The organism is Streptomyces sp. NPDC086989, from assembly GCF_044745505.1.
Classification (GTDB): Bacteria; Actinomycetota; Actinomycetes; order Streptomycetales; family Streptomycetaceae; genus Streptomyces.
In genome coordinates this window covers 1-19,286 of record NZ_JBIVAL010000026.1, presented here as the reverse complement: position 1 = coordinate 19,286, position 19,286 = coordinate 1, and the positions used below count along the sequence as shown (strand labels likewise).

The 19,286-nt window shown below is 71.5% G+C and carries 21 protein-coding genes and 3 pseudogenes; 16 read left to right on the top strand and 8 right to left on the bottom strand.

Annotation, left to right across the window (positions count from 1 at the left end; translation table 11 throughout):
• Window positions 1-12: 12 nt before the first annotated feature.
• On the bottom strand, window positions 13-1,785 hold the full coding sequence (locus ACIPK4_RS36895) for a diacylglycerol kinase family protein (protein ID WP_402321431.1): 1,773 nt from the start codon (window positions 1,783-1,785) through the stop codon (window positions 13-15).
• Window positions 1,786-2,385: 600 nt separating this feature from the next.
• Window positions 2,386-2,676 carry a chaplin gene (locus tag ACIPK4_RS36890; RefSeq protein ID WP_402321428.1) on the bottom strand — a complete coding sequence of 97 codons (291 nt, stop codon included), beginning with the start codon at window positions 2,674-2,676 and terminating at the stop codon, window positions 2,386-2,388.
• A gap of 276 nt (window positions 2,677-2,952) precedes the next feature.
• Here ACIPK4_RS36890 and ACIPK4_RS36885 point away from each other — a divergent pair, with 276 nt between their 5' ends.
• From ACIPK4_RS36885 to ACIPK4_RS36870, 4 genes are all read left to right on the top strand, one after another.
• Window positions 2,953-3,780, top strand: a complete 828-nt coding sequence (locus ACIPK4_RS36885; RefSeq protein WP_402321510.1) for a hypothetical protein — start codon at window positions 2,953-2,955, stop codon at window positions 3,778-3,780.
• Window positions 3,781-4,134: 354 nt separating this feature from the next.
• On the top strand, window positions 4,135-5,019 hold the full coding sequence (locus ACIPK4_RS36880; RefSeq protein ID WP_402321425.1) for a hypothetical protein: 885 nt from the start codon (window positions 4,135-4,137) through the stop codon (window positions 5,017-5,019).
• 52 nt (window positions 5,020-5,071) lie between these two features.
• A complete protein-coding gene (locus ACIPK4_RS36875) occupies window positions 5,072-5,284 on the top strand; it encodes a hypothetical protein (RefSeq protein ID WP_402321423.1) in 213 nt (70 codons plus the stop codon).
• 79 nt (window positions 5,285-5,363) lie between these two features.
• A complete protein-coding gene (locus ACIPK4_RS36870; RefSeq protein WP_402321421.1) occupies window positions 5,364-5,639 on the top strand; it encodes a Ku protein in 276 nt (91 codons plus the stop codon).
• Window positions 5,640-6,086: 447 nt separating this feature from the next.
• Here ACIPK4_RS36870 and ACIPK4_RS36865 read toward each other — a convergent pair whose 3' ends face one another.
• Complete coding sequence (locus tag ACIPK4_RS36865; RefSeq protein WP_402321418.1) at window positions 6,087-6,662, bottom strand: hypothetical protein; 576 nt, start codon at window positions 6,660-6,662, stop codon at window positions 6,087-6,089.
• 355 nt (window positions 6,663-7,017) lie between these two features.
• Here ACIPK4_RS36865 and ACIPK4_RS36860 point away from each other — a divergent pair, with 355 nt between their 5' ends.
• The gene (locus ACIPK4_RS36860) at window positions 7,018-7,149 is read left to right on the top strand and encodes a hypothetical protein (RefSeq protein ID WP_402321416.1); all 132 of its coding nucleotides are present in this window, start codon (window positions 7,018-7,020) and stop codon (window positions 7,147-7,149) included.
• A 151-nt stretch (window positions 7,150-7,300) separates the two neighbouring features.
• On the opposite strand, the gene ACIPK4_RS36855 is transcribed toward ACIPK4_RS36860, so the two are convergent.
• From ACIPK4_RS36855 to ACIPK4_RS36845, 3 genes and pseudogenes are all read right to left on the bottom strand, one after another.
• A complete protein-coding gene (locus ACIPK4_RS36855) occupies window positions 7,301-8,191 on the bottom strand; it encodes an STAS domain-containing protein (protein ID WP_402321413.1) in 891 nt (296 codons plus the stop codon).
• Between the two features lie 353 nt (window positions 8,192-8,544).
• Window positions 8,545-8,767 (bottom strand): annotated as a pseudogene (locus ACIPK4_RS36850) (transposase); the annotation flags it as partial.
• A 139-nt stretch (window positions 8,768-8,906) separates the two neighbouring features.
• A complete protein-coding gene (locus ACIPK4_RS36845; RefSeq protein WP_402321411.1) occupies window positions 8,907-9,551 on the bottom strand; it encodes an NAD(P)-dependent oxidoreductase in 645 nt (214 codons plus the stop codon).
• Window positions 9,552-9,658: 107 nt separating this feature from the next.
• Here ACIPK4_RS36845 and ACIPK4_RS36840 point away from each other — a divergent pair, with 107 nt between their 5' ends.
• The 7 genes from ACIPK4_RS36840 (at window position 9,659) to ACIPK4_RS36810 (ending at window position 14,387) form a co-directional block, all read left to right on the top strand.
• A complete protein-coding gene (locus tag ACIPK4_RS36840) occupies window positions 9,659-10,450 on the top strand; it encodes an SDR family NAD(P)-dependent oxidoreductase (protein ID WP_402321408.1) in 792 nt (263 codons plus the stop codon).
• A 104-nt stretch (window positions 10,451-10,554) separates the two neighbouring features.
• Entirely contained in the window at window positions 10,555-11,166 is a 612-nt protein-coding gene (locus ACIPK4_RS36835; protein WP_402321405.1) for a TetR/AcrR family transcriptional regulator, read from the top strand.
• Between the two features lie 318 nt (window positions 11,167-11,484).
• Complete coding sequence (locus ACIPK4_RS36830) at window positions 11,485-12,516, top strand: hypothetical protein (protein WP_402321402.1); 1,032 nt, start codon at window positions 11,485-11,487, stop codon at window positions 12,514-12,516.
• A gap of 144 nt (window positions 12,517-12,660) precedes the next feature.
• Window positions 12,661-13,116 (top strand): bacteriocin immunity protein, encoded by a 456-nt coding sequence (locus ACIPK4_RS36825; RefSeq protein WP_402321399.1) that lies wholly within the window; start codon window positions 12,661-12,663, stop codon window positions 13,114-13,116.
• 52 nt (window positions 13,117-13,168) lie between these two features.
• Entirely contained in the window at window positions 13,169-13,255 is an 87-nt protein-coding gene (locus ACIPK4_RS36820; protein ID WP_402321507.1) for a hypothetical protein, read from the top strand.
• A 177-nt stretch (window positions 13,256-13,432) separates the two neighbouring features.
• Window positions 13,433-13,600: a hypothetical protein gene (locus tag ACIPK4_RS36815; protein WP_402321396.1), complete on the top strand. Its 168-nt coding sequence runs from the start codon at window positions 13,433-13,435 to the stop codon at window positions 13,598-13,600.
• A gap of 529 nt (window positions 13,601-14,129) precedes the next feature.
• A complete protein-coding gene (locus tag ACIPK4_RS36810; RefSeq protein WP_402321504.1) occupies window positions 14,130-14,387 on the top strand; it encodes a WhiB family transcriptional regulator in 258 nt (85 codons plus the stop codon).
• Window positions 14,388-14,671: 284 nt separating this feature from the next.
• On the opposite strand, the pseudogene ACIPK4_RS36805 reads toward ACIPK4_RS36810, so the two are convergent.
• Together ACIPK4_RS36805 and ACIPK4_RS36800 are read right to left on the bottom strand one after the other, a co-directional pair.
• Window positions 14,672-15,280: pseudogene (locus ACIPK4_RS36805) on the bottom strand (transposase family protein); the annotation flags it as partial.
• A 313-nt stretch (window positions 15,281-15,593) separates the two neighbouring features.
• A complete protein-coding gene (locus tag ACIPK4_RS36800) occupies window positions 15,594-16,580 on the bottom strand; it encodes a LuxR C-terminal-related transcriptional regulator (RefSeq protein ID WP_402321394.1) in 987 nt (328 codons plus the stop codon).
• A 264-nt stretch (window positions 16,581-16,844) separates the two neighbouring features.
• Here ACIPK4_RS36800 and ACIPK4_RS36795 point away from each other — a divergent pair, with 264 nt between their 5' ends.
• The 4 genes and pseudogenes from ACIPK4_RS36795 to ACIPK4_RS36780 all read left to right on the top strand — a co-directional run.
• Window positions 16,845-17,027 (top strand): hypothetical protein, encoded by a 183-nt coding sequence (locus tag ACIPK4_RS36795; RefSeq protein WP_402321391.1) that lies wholly within the window; start codon window positions 16,845-16,847, stop codon window positions 17,025-17,027.
• Window positions 17,028-17,038: 11 nt separating this feature from the next.
• The gene (locus ACIPK4_RS36790) at window positions 17,039-17,308 is read left to right on the top strand and encodes a hypothetical protein (protein WP_402321388.1); all 270 of its coding nucleotides are present in this window, start codon (window positions 17,039-17,041) and stop codon (window positions 17,306-17,308) included.
• A gap of 99 nt (window positions 17,309-17,407) precedes the next feature.
• Window positions 17,408-18,241: a hypothetical protein gene (locus ACIPK4_RS36785; protein ID WP_402321385.1), complete on the top strand. Its 834-nt coding sequence runs from the start codon at window positions 17,408-17,410 to the stop codon at window positions 18,239-18,241.
• A 53-nt stretch (window positions 18,242-18,294) separates the two neighbouring features.
• Window positions 18,295-19,286 (top strand): annotated as a pseudogene (locus ACIPK4_RS36780) (hypothetical protein); the annotation flags it as partial.

Here is a 19,286-nt window from a genome sequence, read left to right as displayed (position 1 = left end):
TCCTCCTCCCGTTCAGTGCCCTGCGCGGAGGGCGGCGGTCCCCTGCGCCCCGTTCGCGTCGCCGGCGGGCGTGCCGGTCCGCGCCGGCGCGGGCAGGCACATCAGCAGTGCCCCCGGCTCGACTTCGGCGCTCACGCGGGTGCCTGCCGGGCAGGCGTCGCCGTCGATCTCGCGCGCCTGTGCCCGTGTGAAGCGGAGGTCGATCCGGGCGGCGCTGAAGTACTCCAGTGCGCCGTGTGCCGCACGCCGTCCGGGCCCGCCGGAAGAAGTCCGCCCCGGTCCGCCGTCCGCCGGCCCTCCCGTCGTGCGGGCGGCGAGGTGTCCGGCCGCCGCGAGCCACCCCCCGACCCCGCGGGGGTCGAGCAGCACCACCTCCAGCCGGCCGCTGTCGGGACGCGCGTCCGGCAGGAGCGGCAGCCCGCCCTGCAACGTGCCCACGTTGCCGATGACGACCATGCGGGCCCGCCGCTCCAGTACGGGTCCCCCGTCGAGCTGGATCGACAGCCGCATCCGCGGATCGCGCAGGTGACGCAGGGCCGAGACGACGTACGCGGCCCAGCCCAGGCGCTCCTTGAGCCGTGCCGAGGCGTCCCGCACCATGGCCGCGTCGAACCCGGCGCCCGCCATCACCACGAACCTGGTCGGCGCGAGGCCGTCGCCGCTGACCCGTCCCACGTCGAGTCCGACGGCCTTCCCGGACAGGGCCTCCTCCAAGGCGGCCACCGGATCGGACGGCAGCCGCAGGTTGCGGGCCAGGAGGTTCCCGGTCCCGCAGGGCACGATCGCCAGCGGGATCCCGGTGCCGGCCATCACGTCGGCGCAGGCCCGTACCGTTCCGTCCCCTCCGCACACCACGACCAGCGACGTCCGCGCCCCGGTCGTGCGTTCGGCCAGCGCCCCGCACGGGGCGTCGGCGGAGGTCTGTTCCCACACCTGGTCCGCGTACCCGTGGCGGCGCAGTACGGCCCGCACCCGGTCGGCCGTCCCGGCGTCGCACCCGTGGGGGTGGCGGACCACCACGACGCGGCCCCGCGCCCCGTCCGCCGGGCCGCCGCCACCGCCCGGGCCGCCCCCGCCGGGCCGGCTGGCGGGCAGGCCGGGGCGCTCCGCCCGACCGGGTGCCGTCCGCGCCCCCGCCAGCCCCAGCGCGTACGCCATGACGAACAGCGTGCAGGCACCGTTCAGCAGCCCCGCCACCACGTCCGAGGGATGGTGCATGCCCCGGTAGACCCGCGAGCCGGCCACGGCGACGGGGAGCAGCAGGAGCACGCCCACCACGACCGCCCGCCGGGCGCCGCGCAGCCGCCCGGCCGCGAGCACGGCCAGACCCCCGAAGAGCGCCACGGAGGCCCCGACGTGCCCGGAGGGGAAACTGGACGTCGGCGGCGCCGCGTCCAGGTGGGGCACACCGGGCCGGGGCCGCTCCACCATGAGCGTGACGAGTACGAAGACGGCCGACTGAGCGGCGACGGAACCCGCCAGGAACACCGCGTCCCGCCACCGGGGCGCGCGGGGCAGCAACAGCAGGGCGGCGCAGGCCAGCACCGTCAGCACGATCACGCTCTCCGTCCCGGCCAGCAGGGACAGCGCGGCGGAGAGCACGTCGGGGGCCGTGCTGCGGCGGGCGGCCAGGGCGCGCTCGACCGCGTCCTCGGAGGACAGCGGCCACCGGCCCGCCAGGGGCCCGGTCACCAGCACCCCCAGGCCCGCGACGCACGCCGCCTGCACGGGCAGCAGCAGGAGGAGTCGGCCGGGTCTCGGATCCGCGTCGTGTGCGTTCGTCATTGACGGCGTGTTACCCGGGAGCGCCAGGTCATGCGTGGAGGGGCGCGGCGAACCCGCATGCCCCGGCGGCGGCCCTCAGGCGGTGCGACGCGTCAGAGCCCGGCGACCTTGGCGCTCGCCGACCCCCAGGCGGCCCTCGCCTGTCGGCCGCTCAGCACTATGCCCGCTCGACCGTGGTCCGTCAGCCACATTCCGGGACAAGCTGCAAACCCCAGGCTTCGCGCACAGCTGCCGGTCAGGCCCGCCGCTCTCGGCCCTCGCGTGCCGCTGGCCCCGGTCGGCGGTGGGCTGGCAGACGCCGCACAGGCGACCCGGGACCTCGTGAGCGCACTCAGCCGCCTTCCGTGTCGGGCGGGCAGACCGTGCGCCCGCGGTCCGGGCAGGGCCCGGGCGCCGCCTCCCGCAGCCGGCGCGGCTCTTTCCGCTCCCCCGCCTCGCGTTCACGTACAGGCTCGGCTACACCGTGCTGGATCCCGTCATGGCAGCGGCCTCCCCCGGAAGAAGCGGGGGAGGCCGATCTGTACAAGCGGTATACGCGGCGGTTGCGCGACGCTGGATGTGGCGGCGTCATGAGAGCGCCACGTTCAGAACCTGGAGCTGTCAGTACCCGTCGTGGTGCTCGGCCTTGTAGTGACCGTCCTTGTCGCCGCCACTCTTGTTGATGCAGACGTTGCCGAAGGCCGGGTTGAGGAGGCCGACGACGTTGACGGTGTTGCCACAGATGTTGATCGGGATGTGGATGGGCACCTGGACGACATTGCCGGACAGGACACCCGGGGAGCCGATAGCAGCGCCCTGGGCCTCGGCGTCGGCGGCAGCCATGCCGGCCCCGCCTGCCAGGAGAGCACCGGCGGCGGCGGTAACGGCCATGGCCTTGGTGAAACGCGACATCAAGATCTCCTTGATCTCTCAATGAGCAGGAAACTGCTCGGACGATGAATCCCACAACAGCCCCAACCACCCATCCGTCACGGGCAATGGGCCGAACCAGTGACCGACAGAGGTCCGGCCGCCGAACCGGAGGAGGTTTGGATGGGGGCGATCACCTGCCGCGAACGGGGGCAGGCACAGCCGGTGTGGCTTAGCGCTCTATTTGACCCGTCCGGTCAGATGCACGCTCAGTACTCGGTGGAGCCCGTCCACGGCGTCCCGTACGGTCGGCCCGTGATGATCAAAACGGGCGACCCCCGCAGTCTCGGCGTCCCTTCCTCCGAGGCACGGTTGCACTTCGATGCGGAACTGCAGGAGCTCGGCGGCGGGCCGCGGCGCCGCTTGCTCATGGTCGATGACGAGCCTGCCTTCGAGCTCAGCTTCTACTGCGGAACGTGCCCGCTCCTGTTCCGCCGGCTGGAGACCGCCCGGGAGAAGCTGTCGCTGGAGCGCATGCAGGAACGGCTCACCGGAGCGCTGGCCGAACCGAACGACGGAGGCGTGATCGGGGCGTTCGGTGCGTTGCTGCCGGAGGGCGAGTATCTTCCGCTCCTCCTGGACGTGGAACCCCGGCTGGTCATCCCCGGTAAGGAGGGCGACTACTTCAGCGGCGAACAGGTAACGACGTGGGGAATCGACCAGTTCTGGGGCCTCCCCGAGTACCCACACACTCCGTACTACCGGACCTTCGAGACCGTGGTCGATGAGGACGCCCACCTCTACGAGTTCATCGTGCCCATGGTTCCCCCGACGTGGAACGAGCGGGAGCGCGTCGAGGAGTACGTCGCGCTCATGGAGCGGGAAACGGTCCCCACGGCGGTGGCGGTCTCCACGCTGGACGTGTGCCAGCCCGCCATCGACCGAGCAGACGACTACTTCGTGCACTGGGGCCTGACCCATTTCCTCCTCGACGGCCACCACAAACTGGAGGCCGCTGCCACCGCCGGCCGGCCGGTGCGGCTCCTCTCGCTGCTGACCTTGGGCGAGAGCCTGGCCAGAGCCGAAGACGCCGCCCGGCTGCCTGCCTTGCGCGCCCAACCCCGCTCGGCCCGGGCAACCAGATAAGCGGCCCGACAGATCCTGCCTGCGCCAAGCCGGGCCCCAGGATCCCAGGCGCAGACGTCGAGCAGCATCCCGTCCAGCGGGCCGCCCACCAGGCTGCACATGGCTGTGACCCGGCTTCCGCACCAGGTCCGGCTCATCCGGGTCCGGCCCGTACACACAGCGGCCCCATCACGAAGCATCCGCGAGAGCGGACCGCTCTTCGTAAACCGCCATTCGACTGGAATCTCCCCGCGTTCGGACGTGTGCGCGCATCATCGGGCCGGCGTTCTGTGAAGCTCGGCGGGTCTGGCGGCCTTGGGGAGCCGGAGTGGTTCCAAGCCGCCGCTGCCCCGAAACGGAAGGTCAGCTGCGCCCATGCTCATCAACCAGCTCGCCCTCGTGTCCGAGACCAAGATCAACAAGATCAACCCCTCGCAGATCAGCCGGGTCGCCGCCGCGCTCCAGAAACAGGCGACTCGTGACTTCGCACCGCTGTGGCAGGTGAACGCGACGGTGGACGCCTTCGACAGGCTGGAGGACGTTCCCGTCGGGTACTGGCCGCTGATCGTGGTTGACGACGTTCCCGACGCGGCGGGGTACCACACGGACGAGAACGGCCAGCCCTTCTCCCTGATCGAGTTCAGCGACAGCTGGTCGCTGACCGCGAGCCACGAGATGCTGGAGATGCTGGCCGACCCGTTCGGGAACCGCCTGGTGTCCGGCAAGTCTCCCCACCCCGAGCAGGGGCAGGCCCGGTTCCTCGTCGAGGTCGCCGACCCCTCGGAGGCCGAGGAGTTCGGCTACACCGTCAACGGGCTGCTCGTCTCCGACTTCTTCCTCCCGCGCTTCTACGATCCGGTCACCGTCCCGGGCACGCGCTACAGCTTCGGCGGCCACATCACGGCGCCCCGGACGATCCTGCGCGGCGGATACATCAGCTGGGAGGACACGGCCACCGGCGAGTGGTGGCAGCAGACCTGGTTCGATGGCAAGCAGCCGACGTTCCACAGACTCGGCAAACTGTCGGGCAGCGGCAGCATCCGCGAGGCCATCGACGCCCAGACCAAGACCGTCAGCCGCCTGGCCGCCAGCGGCCCCTCCTCCAAGCCCTACCTGGCCGCGCGGACCCTCACGGCGCGCGTGAAGGAGTCCACCGGCGCCCAGGCCGACAAATGGCGCGCCGAGATCGAGCGGTTGAAGGGGGCCAACCCGGCGGCTAAGGCCTTCAAGGCCAAGGCCAAGGGGAAGAAGGCGAAGTGAGGAGGACGATCGTTCCCGGACGCCCCTCGTCCCACCTGCCGGGGAGGCTGTCGTGAGCGAGGACGCCCAGCAACGCAAGGAGCGCGCGGACCGCCTGCGCAACAGGATCCAGCGGCCCGAGACCGAGCCCGAGTCTCCGGAGCAGGAGAGCCTGAAGGAACGCGTCGAGCGCCGCATGCGAGAGCTCGACGAAGCCGATCGCGATCGCCGCAATCACCAGGACGAAGGCAGCCAGGAAAACGGGCACCAAGACGGCGAACCCTGAGAGCGCCGGGCCGTGCCCGGTCGGCAACTGACTCCGGCCGGACGTACGGGCACGCCTTGAAGCCGGGTTCCCTCGTGTCGTGGCCCTGCCGGTCAGAGGCCGGCTGCCTCCTTCACCAAGGCCACCGCCAGCCCGAACGCGGCGTCCGAACGCGGCGTCCGAACGCCGTCCAGGGCACCGGCCCGGGCTTCGCACCGGGGAGGAGCACGAGCTCGTCGAGCCGCAGGAGCTCGACGAGATCGCGCCGCGCCTGTCGCAGACGATCGAGATCACCGGGTTCGTGGACCTGGACACCGTGGACCCGGTCTTCTTCGACAAGACGTACTACCTCGGGCCCAGGGACAAGGAGTACTGACTTCAGCCGGCTGAACAAGGAGCAGCAGCGGCGCCTGGGCGCGCTTGGGATGAGCCGGCGCGGGCCGTGCGAGCCCCCACAGCAGCCGGCGGCCCGGCACGACCACCACCGTCCGGGTGGCCCGCGGAAGCCTCCCACAAGGGCATCCAGACCCTCGCGCAGTGCCAAGAACGTGAAGGCGGGGGGGGTGATATCGGCCGGACCGCCGGACGGGTCGGCTGTGGCCTCGTCCTCGCTCGTCCGCGCGGCCGGCCCGGCGGCCACCCGCCCGCCTCCAACCCCGAGCCACCCCGCCACGCGACCGCGCCGAACGCTGCATCGGGAGCCGAAACAGCACCGGACCGTCGCGACTTTGGACGACATCGCGGCTGCACCCTCAACGGCAACCTGGCCACCGCACCGACATCGTCCGGCTCCGCGACCTCATCGGGAGCGATCAGATGCCGTTCAGTGCGGTCCGAAGATCATGAGAGCGACGAACGCCACGACGACAACGGCAGGTACGACCACGAGGCCCACCACGGCGGGAGTCAGCCGGTCCCGGAACCGCTTCGGGGGCCGGACGCGTGCGCTCTGGTCCGTGCTCAGCTCCCACCAGTCGACGACCCGTCGGAACTGCTCGTCGAAATCGGGGGCGGGATGCATGCCGCTGCGATAGAGCCCGGGCAACGAACGACGCCGGCCGCCCAACAGAAACATACGGACCGCATACGACGACGCTCCCTGCCCTTGGGTCTCGCGCACGTCAATCCACTGGATCTCGTCCCAAGGGTAGGTGCGGCCGTGTCCAAGGCCCCAACAGATGGTTATCCCGTCGGCCCCGACCCTGCTCCAGCTCCGGGACGACAGCAGGACAAGCGGGGCGATGAGGGCGATGCTCCCGCCCACCAGCCAACAAAACTCCACCCGGCCGAGCGTGACGAACGCCGCGAACCCCTCGACGACCAAAACGACAAGTGCCAGCACCAGGGACGACGTTGTCGGGCGATTCCGGTTCGCCGACGGGTAGTTCAGTTCGATCATGCCCGGACACTACGCCTCCGGTCGCGGCCGCGAAACGGCCGGGGCCGGAGCGTCGCCCTTCAAGTGCGCGGCGACATCTGAGAGGGCGGTTCGTGAGCTGAGGTCTGTTTCCGGGTGAGGCTGGGACAGGGCTGCTGGTCACGGTGCTCGGCCGGTTACTGCTTCCTGGCGAAGCTGCCGGTATCGACTTCGGTGAGGATGTCGAGCTTGACCAGGCGTTTCAACTGGCCCGTGTCGGGGCGGTCCGACGCCGGGTTCGAGGAGATCACACCGGCCGGCCGCCGCCGGCCCCCGCCGCGGCCGCCGCCCCGCACCCGCCGAGCTGCCTGGGCTGCGGCCCGCCTTCGGACCGGCCATGGCCGCAGCGCTCCGCGCGGCCGGCCTCACTGGGGAGACACGAGGCGACGAGTGGCTGCTGGTCGTCTTCGACCACGTAGCGACACCTCGTGAGACGGGCCCGGCCTTCGAAGCCAAGTCGGGCTGCTGACGCCGGGCCACCGGGGACCGTCAACGCCTCGGCGGCCTGCCCCGGCATCGGCTCCACCGGCGCTCTGAGCACCATCCCCGCAGCCTCCCTCGCGGCATGGCAGAGAACCGCACGAGGCCAATGAGGACCCGTACCGTGGCCGCGCGCACGCCTACAGGTCGCGGCTGGCCGCCTGGAGGCGGCCGGGGGCGGCTTCGGTCGCCGGGCCGTGGACGGTGGTGCCGGCGAGGACGATGTTCAGCCGGCGGACGGCGTTCTCCGCGTCGGTGAACTCCTCCAGCGTGGGGACGATGGTGCCCAGCGCGTGCTCCCGGTCGGCCGTCAGGGCGCGCCAGTGCAAGACGGGGGACAGTGCGGCAGCGGCGCGGCCGAGGAACCAGGCGAGTTGTCCGTGGGTGTGGGCGGTGCCGACGGCCAGGACCGCGAGGGCTTCGCGCAGGTACTCCAGGCGTTCGATGCCCGGCAGAGCCTCCTGGACGGCAGCGGCGCCCACGAACGCCCCAAGGCGCGTGGCGGTAGCGCGGGCCAGGGCCGTGTCGGCGTCCGACAGCGCCCACTGGCCGGCGCTGGTCTGCCGCTCAATCTGCGCTGTGAGCAGGGCGACCTGTGCTCCTATGCCCATGCCGGTCGGTCCGGCGTCAGGCGCAGCAGCTGGTCCGGCCGCACGCTGGGGCGACGGGATGTGTCCTGCGGGCCCTGCCTGTCCCGCAGTGGGGAGTTTGGGCAGGACGTCGAAGACGGCACGGGCACCGGTGAGGTCGAGGAGGCGGGCGACCTGCGGGCTGAGATCCGCGAGGGCGAACGAGACGCCGGCCTCCACAGCAGCGTGTCGGACCCGAAGAAGCTGGTTGAGGCCGGCGCACCCGCAGAACGACAGGCCAGAGCAGTCGACCGTGAGGGCCCGCGGAGGGGGCGGTTCGCGAAGGGCGGCGGTCAAGGCGCGGGCCAGGGCAGGCTCGGTGTCAATGTCGGCCTCGCCCACCACAGCCAGGACACGCGTCTCCGCATCGCCTGACAGCCGGTGGAAGCTCAGCTCCGACATCACCCGATCAGGAGCAAGGATCTCTGCTCCGTGCGCAGGCTTCACGCAAGGGTCGTGTTCCATGGTGCCCGTCCCTTCGGTCGGAGCCCCCCGCCACCCCAGGGACGGGTGGAAGTGCGCAGCCACGCGGCCGCACGTCGAGGAGGTCCGTACCAGAAGCGCCCTCCCCCAGGAGGACGCGGCAGCGCGGGAATCACCAACGGCTACCTGTCACCCTACCCCTGAAGCGAAGACCTGATCCTCACCGGCGGCCGCCGCCTCCCCGCCGCGCGCCCGCGCACCCCACATCAGAGCCGCACACCCCTCTCGGCGTCCACAACGGACCTTCACCTGCCGTCCGACACGACGGGGCCGAAGGTGTGCTCGACGCGGACCCGAACTCGCTGGTGGTAACGGTTGTTTCCCTCTTTCCAGACCGGGAGTCCCTTGCCGCTGGCCGACGGTGCGGATGACGAGTCCGGTGCCCTGGTAGCCGCCGTCAGCAATGGTCGCGGTGTGACCGGTGGCGGCCTTGGCGCCGGACTCCTCCCAGCCACGGAAGTCATGACGGTTGCCCGGCATGGGCCGGCCGACCAAGCGGCGGAGGGCAGCGTAGGCCGCGTGGGACTTGCCTGACCGTGACGGCCCCAGCAGCAGAAGCCGCGCTGCGGCCCCCGTCCGCGCACGCACCGCCCCGCCCTGGCGCTCCGCCCCCGGTCGGCACGTTTCCCGCCGGTCAGCCGTCGGCGAGCGTCACCTGGCGCCGGAAGGCGGCCGGGTCCCCGAGGTGGCCGACGATCCAGGCCGCCACGGTCGCCCGGGTCGCGGTGCCCGCCCGTGGCAGCGGCGCGTCGTACACCGCCCGGGGCCGCTCCGAGGCCGGCCCGTCCTTGAGCATCGGGACGCGCACGACGGTCCACGGCACGGGCGAGCCTGCCAGCCCCTCCTCCATCCGGGCGAGGTCCCGGTGAATCTCCCGGTACAGCCGGTCCACCACCAGCCGCGTCACCACCCGCTCGGCGAACGGCAGATGGCCGCTGTCCAGCCCCGCCGAGGACATCGCCAGCACATGGCCTACCCCATCCGCGGCGCAGGCGGCGACCACCTCCCGCGCGCCGGCGGAGAAGACAGTGGTGGCTCCCCGGCCGGCCGTGCCCAGCGCCGTGACGACCACGTCATGCCCCTCGAACGCCCCGCGCAGCGCCCCGTGGTCCCGGACGTCGGCCGTGACCACCCGCACCGCCCCCTGGACGGAGACCGGCAGCCGGCTCCGGTCGCGTACGACGGCCGTCACCGCATGGCCCGCCTCCAGGGCACCCTCGGCGACCAGCCGTCCGGTACGCCCGGCCGCACCCACCACAGCGACTCTCATCGTTGCCATCCCGCTCCTCCTCGGTTCCGTCGTGCTCCGCCGCTGGAACTTCAGTCAGACAGGCTGTATGACTGAAACCAAGTGAACCACACCGCACAGCGAAGGGGACAGACGCCATGGAAGCCCACCAACCCGCCCAGTCGGAGCCCGCCCACTACCCCGACCTGGCAGGCCAAGTCGTCGTGGTCACCGGCGGCAGCCGCGGCATCGGCGCGGAAACCGCCCGCGGCTTCGCCCGTCAGGGCGCCGCCGTGGCCGTCATCGGCCGGGACGCGACGGCCCTCACCGCCGTCTCCGAAGACCTGCGCTCCCTCGGAGCCAAGGCGCTCGCCGTCACCGCCGACTGCACCGACGCCGCCGCGCTCGCCCGCGCGGCGGCTGCGATCGAGCACGACCTCGGCCCAGTGGGCGTCCTGGCGGCGTTCGCGGGCGGCGACGGCGCTCCGATCGCGACCGTCCGGGAGAGCGCGGAGCACTGGCGCTCGGTCGTGGACGCCAATCTCACGGCCACCTTCCTGACGGTCTCCGCCTTCCTGCCCGGCCTGGTCGCGCGCGGCGCCGGCTCGGTGGTCACCATGGCCTCCACGGCAGGCCGGCTGCCCAGCGGCGCCTCGGCCGCGTACGCCGCCGCGAAGGCGGGCGTGCTGATGTTCACCCGCCATCTGGCCCTCGAGGTCGCGGGCAGCGGCGTCCGCGTCAACGCCGTCGCGCCGGGCGCAGTCCGCACCGAGCGGACCGCCGCCCGCATGCCGGCAGATGTCCAGCGGGCCGTGGCGGCCGCCCACCCCCTTGGCCGCCTCGGCGAACCGGCGGACATCGCCTCGGCCACGCTCTTCCTGGCCTCCTGCGCCTCCTCCTGGATCACCGGCCAGACCCTCGACGTCAGCGGCGGCCGCGTCATCGTCTGAGCCTCCCGTCGGCGATACTTCCTGTTCACGCAGGGCCCGTCGGCCGCACCAGCCCTCCAGGAAAGCGAGGCGGCCGACGGGCGGACGAAGTGGAGGCGAGCGCGATGAGCCCCCGGGCGTACCGGATGGGACAGCGGCAGGCGGACGTGGACGAGACGCGGGTGCGGATCGTGAACGCGGCGCGCGGCCAGCTCGGCGAGACCGGCGCGCTGTCGCTGGACGCGGTGGCCCGACGGGCGGACGTCGCCCGGGCCACCGTGTACTACCAGTTCGGCAACAAGACCGGTCTGCTGGAGGCGGTCTGTGACGCCCTGGCCGCCGACGGCGGCATGGACCGGCTGGCGCAGGTGTTCACCCTCGCCGACCCGTGGCAGGCGGTGGACCGGTTCGTCGCGGTCCTCGGCGACTTCTGGGCGGTGGACCGACTGTGCACCCGTCGGCTGCGCGCCCTCGCCGCCCTGGACGAGGAGGTCGGCCGCGTGGTCGCCGCCCGCGACGCCCGCCGCCGCCAGGGCGCCGCGGTGCTCACCGCCCGCCTCGCCGGAGCCCCTGAGGACGCGGCCGCCGTGCTCACCGTCCTCACCTCCTTCGAGACCTTCGACGCCCTCGCCTCCGAAGCCGGCGACGGCGCGGACGTACGCAGCGCCACACCGGTGGTGATGCGCCTGGTCAAGGCCGCTCTCTGCGCCCCTCCGGGCCCGTCGGAGACCGCCTGAGGCACCGCCCGGCCCCGAGGCGCTCGGTACTCATGACGGGCATCTTCGCTGGTGAAGGCGGTGCGCGGCTACGGCGCACCCTCACCTTCGGGGCAAGGCACCGGACCTCCGATGCGGATTCTTCGGGACCTTCCAAAACCTCCGCGACGGCCGCCTGGTGACGCCCAGTGCCGTCGTTCTCCTCGACAGGGCCACCCGCAGCTCCCCGAACATCTCCCCGCTGTCCGGCACCGAACAGAGCACCATCGGGGCGGGCCCGTAGGCCCGACGCCCGGTCGACTGAGGGCCGGATCGGCCGCGGCCTTATGGTTCGGAATCATGACGAGGACCACGCCACCGCGCCCGCTCGACGTCGAGGGGCTCTTTCCCGGGCTCGCCGCCCATCGCGGCATGACCACCCGGTTGCACCCGCGGCCGGGCAACCCCGACGCGTCGGTGAGCTCCGTGGGTGGGCCGATGCTCTGGCCGGCGGACGAGCCGTGGCCGGTGTGCACCGACCCGCACCCCCACAGGCGCGGCCGCCGCCCCGCGGACATCCACCAGGAGCGGCAGCTGTCGGCCGCCGCGTGGGCCCGGGACCCATGCTCAGGCCCCACGGACGAGGAAAGGCGGCTCCTGGAGGACCTCAGGCGCAGGCACCGGACGGCGGGAGAGGGCGGGGAGACGGACCCGCTCCCGATGATCGGTCTGGCCCAGCTGTACCGCCGGGACGTGCCCGACCTGCTCGCTGGGCCGGAAGACAGCGATCTGCTCCAGGTGTTCTGGTGCCCCTTCGACGCGCATGGCCAGAACCGGACCGGCATGCTGCTGGACCTGCGATGGCGCCGGTCGTGGGAGGTCGTCGAGGTCATGGCGCAGCCGCCTGTGCCGGAGGTCGTGGGCTTCGAGGGATACGTACCCGAGCCGTGCGTGCTGCATCCCGAGCGGGTGGTCACGTACCCCTTCGCGGGGCTGCTGCCCGAAGAGCTGTGTGCCCGAATCGTCGCCCGGGAGGAGGCCCTCGAAGAGGAGGCCGAGGAAGCGGACGTGGAGGAATGGGACTGGCCGACCTACCAGTTCGACCTGTCCATCCCGCCCGGCTGGCGTGCCGGGGGCTACCCGTCCTGGAACCTGACTGACGCCACCGCCCTGGGCTGCCCGGCCTGCGCGGCCCCGATGGAACTGCTGCTGACCATCGACAGCGAGGAGTGGGGCGGCGGAAGCGGCAGCTGGATGCCGCTGGAGGAACGGGACCCGGCCGTCAGCGCGGGCCTCGGACCCACCGGGGTCACGGTGGGCCGCTGGGGCAAGCTGAACATCTTCGCCTGCCCCGCCGACCCGGGACATCCACACCTCAAAAGCATCCAGTAGCCGCCGCACGAGGACGCTCGGAGGCCGGCCCCGGAGCCGGCGGCGTGACGCCGGGGCGTACCGGGCAGTCGGCATCCGGCCCGCAAAAGACACCGCCCTGAAAGGTCGGCTGGGCTGTCGGCAACGACGGAACATAATGCCGATATGGACCTGAGACCGGAGTTGCAGCCCCCGCCCGTAAGCCAGCAGCGACTGACTGAGCTGTGCGCCGAGGTTGAGCGGATCGCTGAGCTACTGCTCGCCCGCCCAGAGGTGGCGGGCGAGGCGATCCAGGCGTTCAACGCGATGACCGGTCACGACTACGTAGCTCTCGACTTCGCCGAGTACGACGGAAGCAGGAGCCTGGAGGAGTTCGCGAGGGAGGCGGCCCGGCCCGCTCGCCCCGTGGTCGCGGACATCACCCAGGACGAGCTCGTTGAGATCGTTCGCAGACTCATGACTGCCTCTGCGGAGAGCGACTACTATCTGCGGCTCCTGGAATCGAACGTGTCGCATCCCCGGGTGAGTGACCTGGTCTTCCATCCCTCGGACAGCCTTCAGGGCTCGTCTCCCGAGCAGATCGTCAATGAGGCTTTGAAGTACCGGCCGTTCGCGTTCTGAGCGGCGCCCCGGCCGCCGCCCGAGCCGTCGGCGTGGCTGATTCGAGCGCGGCATCGGAGGGGGCCGGCTCCCGGTCCGTGTCCACGCCGGAGGCTGCTGGGACGCCCGCAAACGCTGTTCGGCCCGGCGGCGGTGGTAGACAGCCTCGGGCCGGATCCCGGCGGCGCCTCACACCCATCGGCCAAAACCGCGACGATCGAGCCCTCGTGACGGCCTGTCTCATCGACCCACACCACGCCGCGGCGCTCCTTTCGCACCTACGACGGACGTCAGGATTCCCTGACGTCTCCACGACGTCAGGGAATCCTGACGAGCGATGGTGCTTTCCCCAAACCGGTACGCCCGGCGGGGCTGGGGCGAACAGCCGACGGCGGTGACCGACGGGGAGCGCCGGCCGTTGTTGCTCGAACAAGCCGACCCGCGCCAAGACGTACGCCGGGCCGCGGGCGACATGCGCTTTCGCCTCGGGTCCCGCCTCGCCTGACCCGCATCCCGCCGCACCGCGGCATGCCAATAGGTGGCTCCCCGGGGTCGTGGCAGCCGGATCCGTGTGGAGCGCTCCACCCCGTTTCCCAGGAGACGCCGCGGATAAAGGCATGGCCAGGTGCGTGCCCCTCCACGTCGGCCTCACTGTTCCCCGCGACTCCTCGCAAGACGTCGCCGCTGGGGGCTGCCCGCACGAGTCCAGTCGGCGAACCACCAGGCTGCGGTGACAACGGCAGCCCAGAGCAGCCCTTGCAGCACGGCTTGTGGCCACGCCGCCGACTCACCCCACCGCTCGACTCCCGTCAGCACCCCCCAAGCCACCACGAGAACCACGGCCGTACGTACACGTCGATGCTTGAACATGCGCACAACCTGCCCCGGACGCCGAAGGCCAACAGAGATCAGTACGGCATTTTCAGAGCGGGCCGTGGTGAAAAATGCGCCGGTCCCCTCGCTGGCCGCATAGGGCAGCGGATCCCGGTCAGGTGCGTGGGTGAGCGACCGACTACGTGAACGGAGGCATGACGATGGACTGGCGTCACCGAGCGGCTTGCCGCGAGGAAGACCCGGACTTGTTCTTCCCCATCGGGACCAGTGGCCCAGCCCTGCTCCAAGTCGAGGAAGCCAAGGCGGTGTGCCGCCGATGCCCGGTCGTGGAGCGCTGCTTGGAGTGGGCTCTGGAAGGGGGCATGGACATGGGCGTGTGCGGAGGCCTCACCGAGGAGGAACGGCGCGCCGTCAAGCGGCGCAGGGCTCGGGAGGCACGGGCTCGCCTCCACCCCTGACCTCGCCTGCCCTCGATGCCCCTTTCCGGCGGGTTCACTTCACGCTCCCCCTGTTCTTGCCGGGCCCGCAACTGCTCTGCGGCCTCGGCTTGGGCCTGCTGCAGGCGGGCATCGGAGTCGCTGCGGTCGCGTCGGCGGGCATCCTGCTCCTGGCGGAGCAGACCGCGTATCGCGCCCGCCGAGTCGCCGAGCACGGCCGGCAGTGGGCCGGCCCTTCGACGCCCGCGTTCGTGGGCATCGATCAGTGGGGCCACGTCACCGGCGGCATGGTTCCGGACTCCCAAGACCCGCCAGGACTGCAGGTGAGCGACGCCGCGCTCGACCGGTGGCCGGGCCGCGGCCAGGGCACGGTTCAGGGTCTTCTCGGTGAGGGTGAGTTTCTGCAGGGGTCTGCATACGCGTGGTCACCCAGGGGCCGCCGCCCTGGTAGGCGAGGTCGGCCAGGACGGGGACACCCTGACGCTCGCATATGCGGATGATCCGGTGGGTGCGGGCGGCGGTCAGGTCGTGGGTTCGGCCCGGCAACGCGGGTGAGATCCACAGCAGCCCGCCGTCCGGATCGGTGACCAGCTGCACGTTCACGCCGTGCCGGCGGTGCTTACGGCAGTAGTCGGCGCGTCCGTTGCCGACCCGGTCGCACTCGGCAAGTGTGCCGTCCAGCAGGACGAAGTCCGGGTCGGTCTCACGCAGGACCTTCAGCAGACCGGGGCACGGTCGGCGAGCAGGTCGATGACCCGGCTGGTGTAGGCGTGGGCGGTGGACTCGCTGATCCCGAACCCGGCAGCGATCTTCGCCAGGGTGGAGTGTTCGCGCAGGTACACCAGTGCCACCATCGCACGCTGAGACGGGCGGAGCTTGCAGCGCCGGTCGCCCTCACGGGTGACGACCGGCATGGTCACTCCCCCCCTTGCCTCCCTTTGGGTGCCCCCCTGACTCCCCCTCCGGCTTCCCCCGATGCTTCCCCCCTTGTGAGGCGGCTTCGTCACCCGCCCGCCAGATTCGGGCTTGCGCCCGGACTCCCCGGCTGACCTGCGACGGGGGTGCAGTGGTGACTACAGAACCCGTCACTCACCGGTGGATTACAGGCTTGCCCACTGAGCACCACGTCACCGACCACCTTCAGCACGGACAACCACCGCCCCCGACCCCCCGGCGAATCGGGAATCGAACCCGCGCCGCCGTTTGCCGTCCTGTCGGTCGGTCCGCTCAGAGCCAGCCCTGCTGGGCCGCTTTCAGGCCGGCCTCGAAGCGGCTGCTGGCGTGGAGGCGTTCCATCAGCGCGGACATCTGGCGGCGGACGGTCCGCAGGGACACCCCGAGGCGCTTGCCGGCCGCTTCGTCCGTCATCCCCGAGGCCAGGAGCTTGAGGAGTTCGAGTTCGCCCGCGGTGGGCTTTGAGTCGGTGGGGCGGGGGCGGTCCGCGCCGAGGGGGACGGCGGAGTCCCAGGTCTGCTCGAACAAGGTCAGCAGTGACGCCACGATGCCGGGTGCGCGGGTGCACAGGGCGCCCAGGCGGGAGTTGGCGGGGTCGATCGGTACGACGGCCACCTTGGCGTCGAAGATCAGCAGGCGGGGCGGCAGGAGCGGGCTGGTGCGCACCTGGCCGCCCTCCTCCGTCAGCCACCGGGCGTAGGCCAGCGTCGCGGGGTCGTTGCGGGCACTGTCCTGATAGACCGAGCGCATCTCGATGCCACGGCCGAGTGCGCGCCGGTCGAGCGGACGCGAGGCCTCCAGGCTCGCCTCGGACAGGGCGCCGCCGGGCAGGATCGCCGTGAACTCCCGTGCCAGCCCGTGGGCCAGTTCCTCCAGCCGGCTCTGTATGGCATCCATGCCGACGAGCCGTTCCGCTCCGTCGACCTCCGTGTTCGGTCGGAGGTCCGCGAACTCCGATACGACCCGCACGGCGGCAGCCTTGCTGCGGGCCAACTCCGCCTGGCGGCGGGCCAAGTCTTCCTCCTGCCGGCGTAGCAGTAGCTCCAGGCCCAGATCGGGGCTCACCGCACGCAGTGCGCCAGGGCTGTCCCGTGACGGCCTCAGCAGGTCGAGATCAACGAGCCGGTCCAGGCCGCTGCGGACTTGCGTCTCGGTGAGTCCGAGGCTCGCGCACAGTTCGGCCACACCCCCCGATGGGTCGGCCAGCATCCCCCGGTACACGGCTTCGACGTCCGGTCCCAGCCCTAGTGATTGCAGCACTCTTCAGCCCCCCAGCTGATCTTCGGCCGCTCGCACGAGCGGCCGATTCGATGATCGTAAGCCACACGTGGCACCAAGGTGACAGGCGCGTTGGTGCCTGCCCGAACCCCTTCTGCGCACGTCAGAAGGGCAGCAACATGGTGATCACCGGAACGGCGGGGGCGAAGGTCCCCGACTCAAGGCCAGAGCCGCAAGGACGGTCCGGAGCAGCGCGCAGCAGCAGTCACCGAATCCACTCCACAAGCCTCGATCCAGGGGGATCCCATGTCCCGCACCGCCCGCATCGCCGCTGCCGCCGCCGTGTCCGCCCTCCTGTGCGCCGGAGCCGTCACGACCGCCTCCGCCGCTGTCACCGACGGGAGCACCAAGATCACCGCTGCGGGTCCGGGCAGCATCAACTGGGACACCGCCCCGAAGGCCGGCGCCGACAGCATCAACTGGGACTGACCCTGATGCGCGTGGTCCGCGCCTCACTCGCCGGAACTCCCCCGGGTCCCGCACAGGAGAGCGCGCTCGCCCTCGTCTCCGATCTGATCTGGGCGCGCACCGCCTCGTCCCACGGTCTGGAGCACCTGCGGGCCAAAGCCTCCGACGAAGGCATGGACGTCTACCTCTTCCTGCGAGCCGCGTCCGAGGATGCAGCCCTCGACCAGGCGCACGCCATCCTCACCGACGCCCGCGCACCCCTCGTCTCGCACGGCTACCACGCCACCGCGACGCACCGCTGACGCCGCCTTCTCCGCCCTCGGCCCCGGGTTCCTGCCCAGCACCCCCGACGTCCCCGCACCGAGGCTCCCTTCGGCCTGCCCACTTCCAGGAGATCCGCCATGTCCCACACCGCCGCGCCCCGTCGCGTCCGCAGCGCCGTTCTCGCCGGAACGAGCCTCCTTGCGGTGGCCGCCGTCTACGGCGTGAGCCAGCAGGCCAGTGCCTCCGCGACCGACGCTCCGGTGCCGGCCGCCGCCGCCGCGGCGACCGGCGCCCCCCGGGCCGGCGGCACCGTGGCTGCCCCCGCCGGGACCCCTGCCCCGGACCCGGCCCGTACGGCCGCCAGCCCGGCCACCGGGGCGAGCACGACCCCGTCGGCCAGGCCGAGCCAGGCCGCCCCCGCGCAGCGCGTGCTCAACCCCACCGAACTCCCGGACAGCACCCGGCAGCAGTGGAGGCCCATGAGCGACGTCAAGTCGCTTCCGCTCAGTGGGGACTTCCAGCTCAACGAGTGCGTGACCGTCAAGAAGGCGACCGCCTGGAAGCAGCAGGGCTACCTCGGCTCCTCCCGCGAAACCATCGCCGTCCAGGACACTCTCACCTTCCCCGACGAGGCCACGGCGGTCTCCGCATATCGCGAGACCGTCGAGGCGATGAAGAACTGCCAGGCGACCAGCCGGGCGCTCCAGAAGCAGAGCGCGCTGCCCCAGGACGCCGCCGTCCGGGAGACGGCCACCACCGCCGAGAGCGCGGCCTGGCAGCGCCGCTGGACCGCAGTCCAGGGCCTCTCGTCCCCCGGCGACCAGGCCAACCACGTCTACGCCGTACAGCGCGGATCCGTCCTCGCCTTCCTTCACTTCGACGAGGCGGCATCCCCGGGCACCGCCCCGTCCTACGACTTCCGAGGCGACGCCACCGTCCTGCGGACCCTCGGCGCACAGCTCGACAAGTGATCCCGAGCGGATCCAACCACCACACGCCCCACCAGCACTCTCAGGAGTCACGCATGTCCATGAAGCGTTCCGCCGCCCGCGCTGCCGCCACCCTGGCCATCGCCGGTCTTGCCAGCACCGCCGCCGCAATCCCCGCCCAGGCCACCGCCCCCGCCACAGCCACGGCCACGACCCTCGCGGCAGCCACGGTCTCCTCGTCCGCTGTGGGTGGTTCCATCACCCGAAGCGAGGTCATCGAGCGCGCCAAGTACTGGCTGGGCAAGAGCCTCACGTACAACCAAGGCGGTTCGTACCCCGACTCGGACGGCAAGTACTACCGAACCGACTGCTCCGGCTACGTCTCGATGGCCTGGCACCTGACCAGCAGCCTCAACACCGTCGGCATCGGGGACAGCGCCGACACCCACGAGATTTCCCGCAGCCAGCTCAAGGCCGGTGACGTTCTCAACAGCTACTACGACCACGTCATCCTCTTCGACAAGTGGGACGACGACGCGCACACCAAGTTCTCGTACTACAGCTTCGGTTCGACCCCGGTGAAGCATGTCACCGGCATGTCCATCAACGCCTCCACCATCGACGGCCACCCCAACGGCGACTACAAGGCACTCCGCTACGGCAAGATCGTCGACGGGTCGGCTTCCGGCGTGTCGTCGCCGGTGTCGATGGATGCTGGTGCGACGCACGTGGCGTTTGTGGATGGTAACGGCAGTGTCGCAAACGACTGGGTCAGCAACGGCGCCTGGCAGGGCCCCGCCGGGATCGGCGGGAAGGCACGGGCGGATTCGCCGGTGGTCCTCAATGCCAGCGCCGACCACGCGTTCTTCATCGACGCCGACGGCAATGTGATGAACGACTGGGTCAGCAACGGCGCCTGGCAGGGCCCCTCCGCGATCGGCGGGAAGGCGCGACCGGGATCGCCGATCGCGACCAATGCGGCCGGGACGCTGGTGACGTTCGTCGACACCAACGGCAACGTGGTGAGCGACGCGGTGAGCAACGGCGCCTGGCAGGGCCCGACCGCCCTGGGCGGCAAGGCCCGCGG

Bases quoted from the DNA above. Each gene is read 5' to 3' on its own strand.
- ACIPK4_RS36895 (WP_402321431.1), bottom strand. From the start codon at position 1,785: ATGACGAACGCACACGACGCGGATCCGAGACCCGGCCGACTCCTCCTG.
- ACIPK4_RS36890 (WP_402321428.1), bottom strand. From the start codon at position 2,676: ATGTCGCGTTTCACCAAGGCCATGGCCGTTACCGCCGCCGCCGGTGCT.
- ACIPK4_RS36885 (WP_402321510.1), top strand. From the start codon at position 2,953: ATGATCAAAACGGGCGACCCCCGCAGTCTCGGCGTCCCTTCCTCCGAG.
- ACIPK4_RS36880 (WP_402321425.1), top strand. From the start codon at position 4,135: ATGCTCATCAACCAGCTCGCCCTCGTGTCCGAGACCAAGATCAACAAG.
- ACIPK4_RS36865 (WP_402321418.1), bottom strand. From the start codon at position 6,662: ATGATCGAACTGAACTACCCGTCGGCGAACCGGAATCGCCCGACAACG.
- ACIPK4_RS36860 (WP_402321416.1), top strand. From the start codon at position 7,018: ATGGCCGCAGCGCTCCGCGCGGCCGGCCTCACTGGGGAGACACGAGGC.
- ACIPK4_RS36855 (WP_402321413.1), bottom strand. From the start codon at position 8,191: ATGTCGGAGCTGAGCTTCCACCGGCTGTCAGGCGATGCGGAGACGCGT.
- ACIPK4_RS36845 (WP_402321411.1), bottom strand. From the start codon at position 9,551: ATGGCAACGATGAGAGTCGCTGTGGTGGGTGCGGCCGGGCGTACCGGA.
- ACIPK4_RS36840 (WP_402321408.1), top strand. From the start codon at position 9,659: ATGGAAGCCCACCAACCCGCCCAGTCGGAGCCCGCCCACTACCCCGAC.
- ACIPK4_RS36835 (WP_402321405.1), top strand. From the start codon at position 10,555: ATGAGCCCCCGGGCGTACCGGATGGGACAGCGGCAGGCGGACGTGGAC.
- ACIPK4_RS36830 (WP_402321402.1), top strand. From the start codon at position 11,485: ATGACGAGGACCACGCCACCGCGCCCGCTCGACGTCGAGGGGCTCTTT.
- ACIPK4_RS36825 (WP_402321399.1), top strand. From the start codon at position 12,661: ATGGACCTGAGACCGGAGTTGCAGCCCCCGCCCGTAAGCCAGCAGCGA.
- ACIPK4_RS36815 (WP_402321396.1), top strand. From the start codon at position 13,433: ATGGTGCTTTCCCCAAACCGGTACGCCCGGCGGGGCTGGGGCGAACAG.
- ACIPK4_RS36810 (WP_402321504.1), top strand. From the start codon at position 14,130: ATGGACTGGCGTCACCGAGCGGCTTGCCGCGAGGAAGACCCGGACTTG.
- ACIPK4_RS36795 (WP_402321391.1), top strand. From the start codon at position 16,845: ATGTCCCGCACCGCCCGCATCGCCGCTGCCGCCGCCGTGTCCGCCCTC.
- ACIPK4_RS36785 (WP_402321385.1), top strand. From the start codon at position 17,408: ATGTCCCACACCGCCGCGCCCCGTCGCGTCCGCAGCGCCGTTCTCGCC.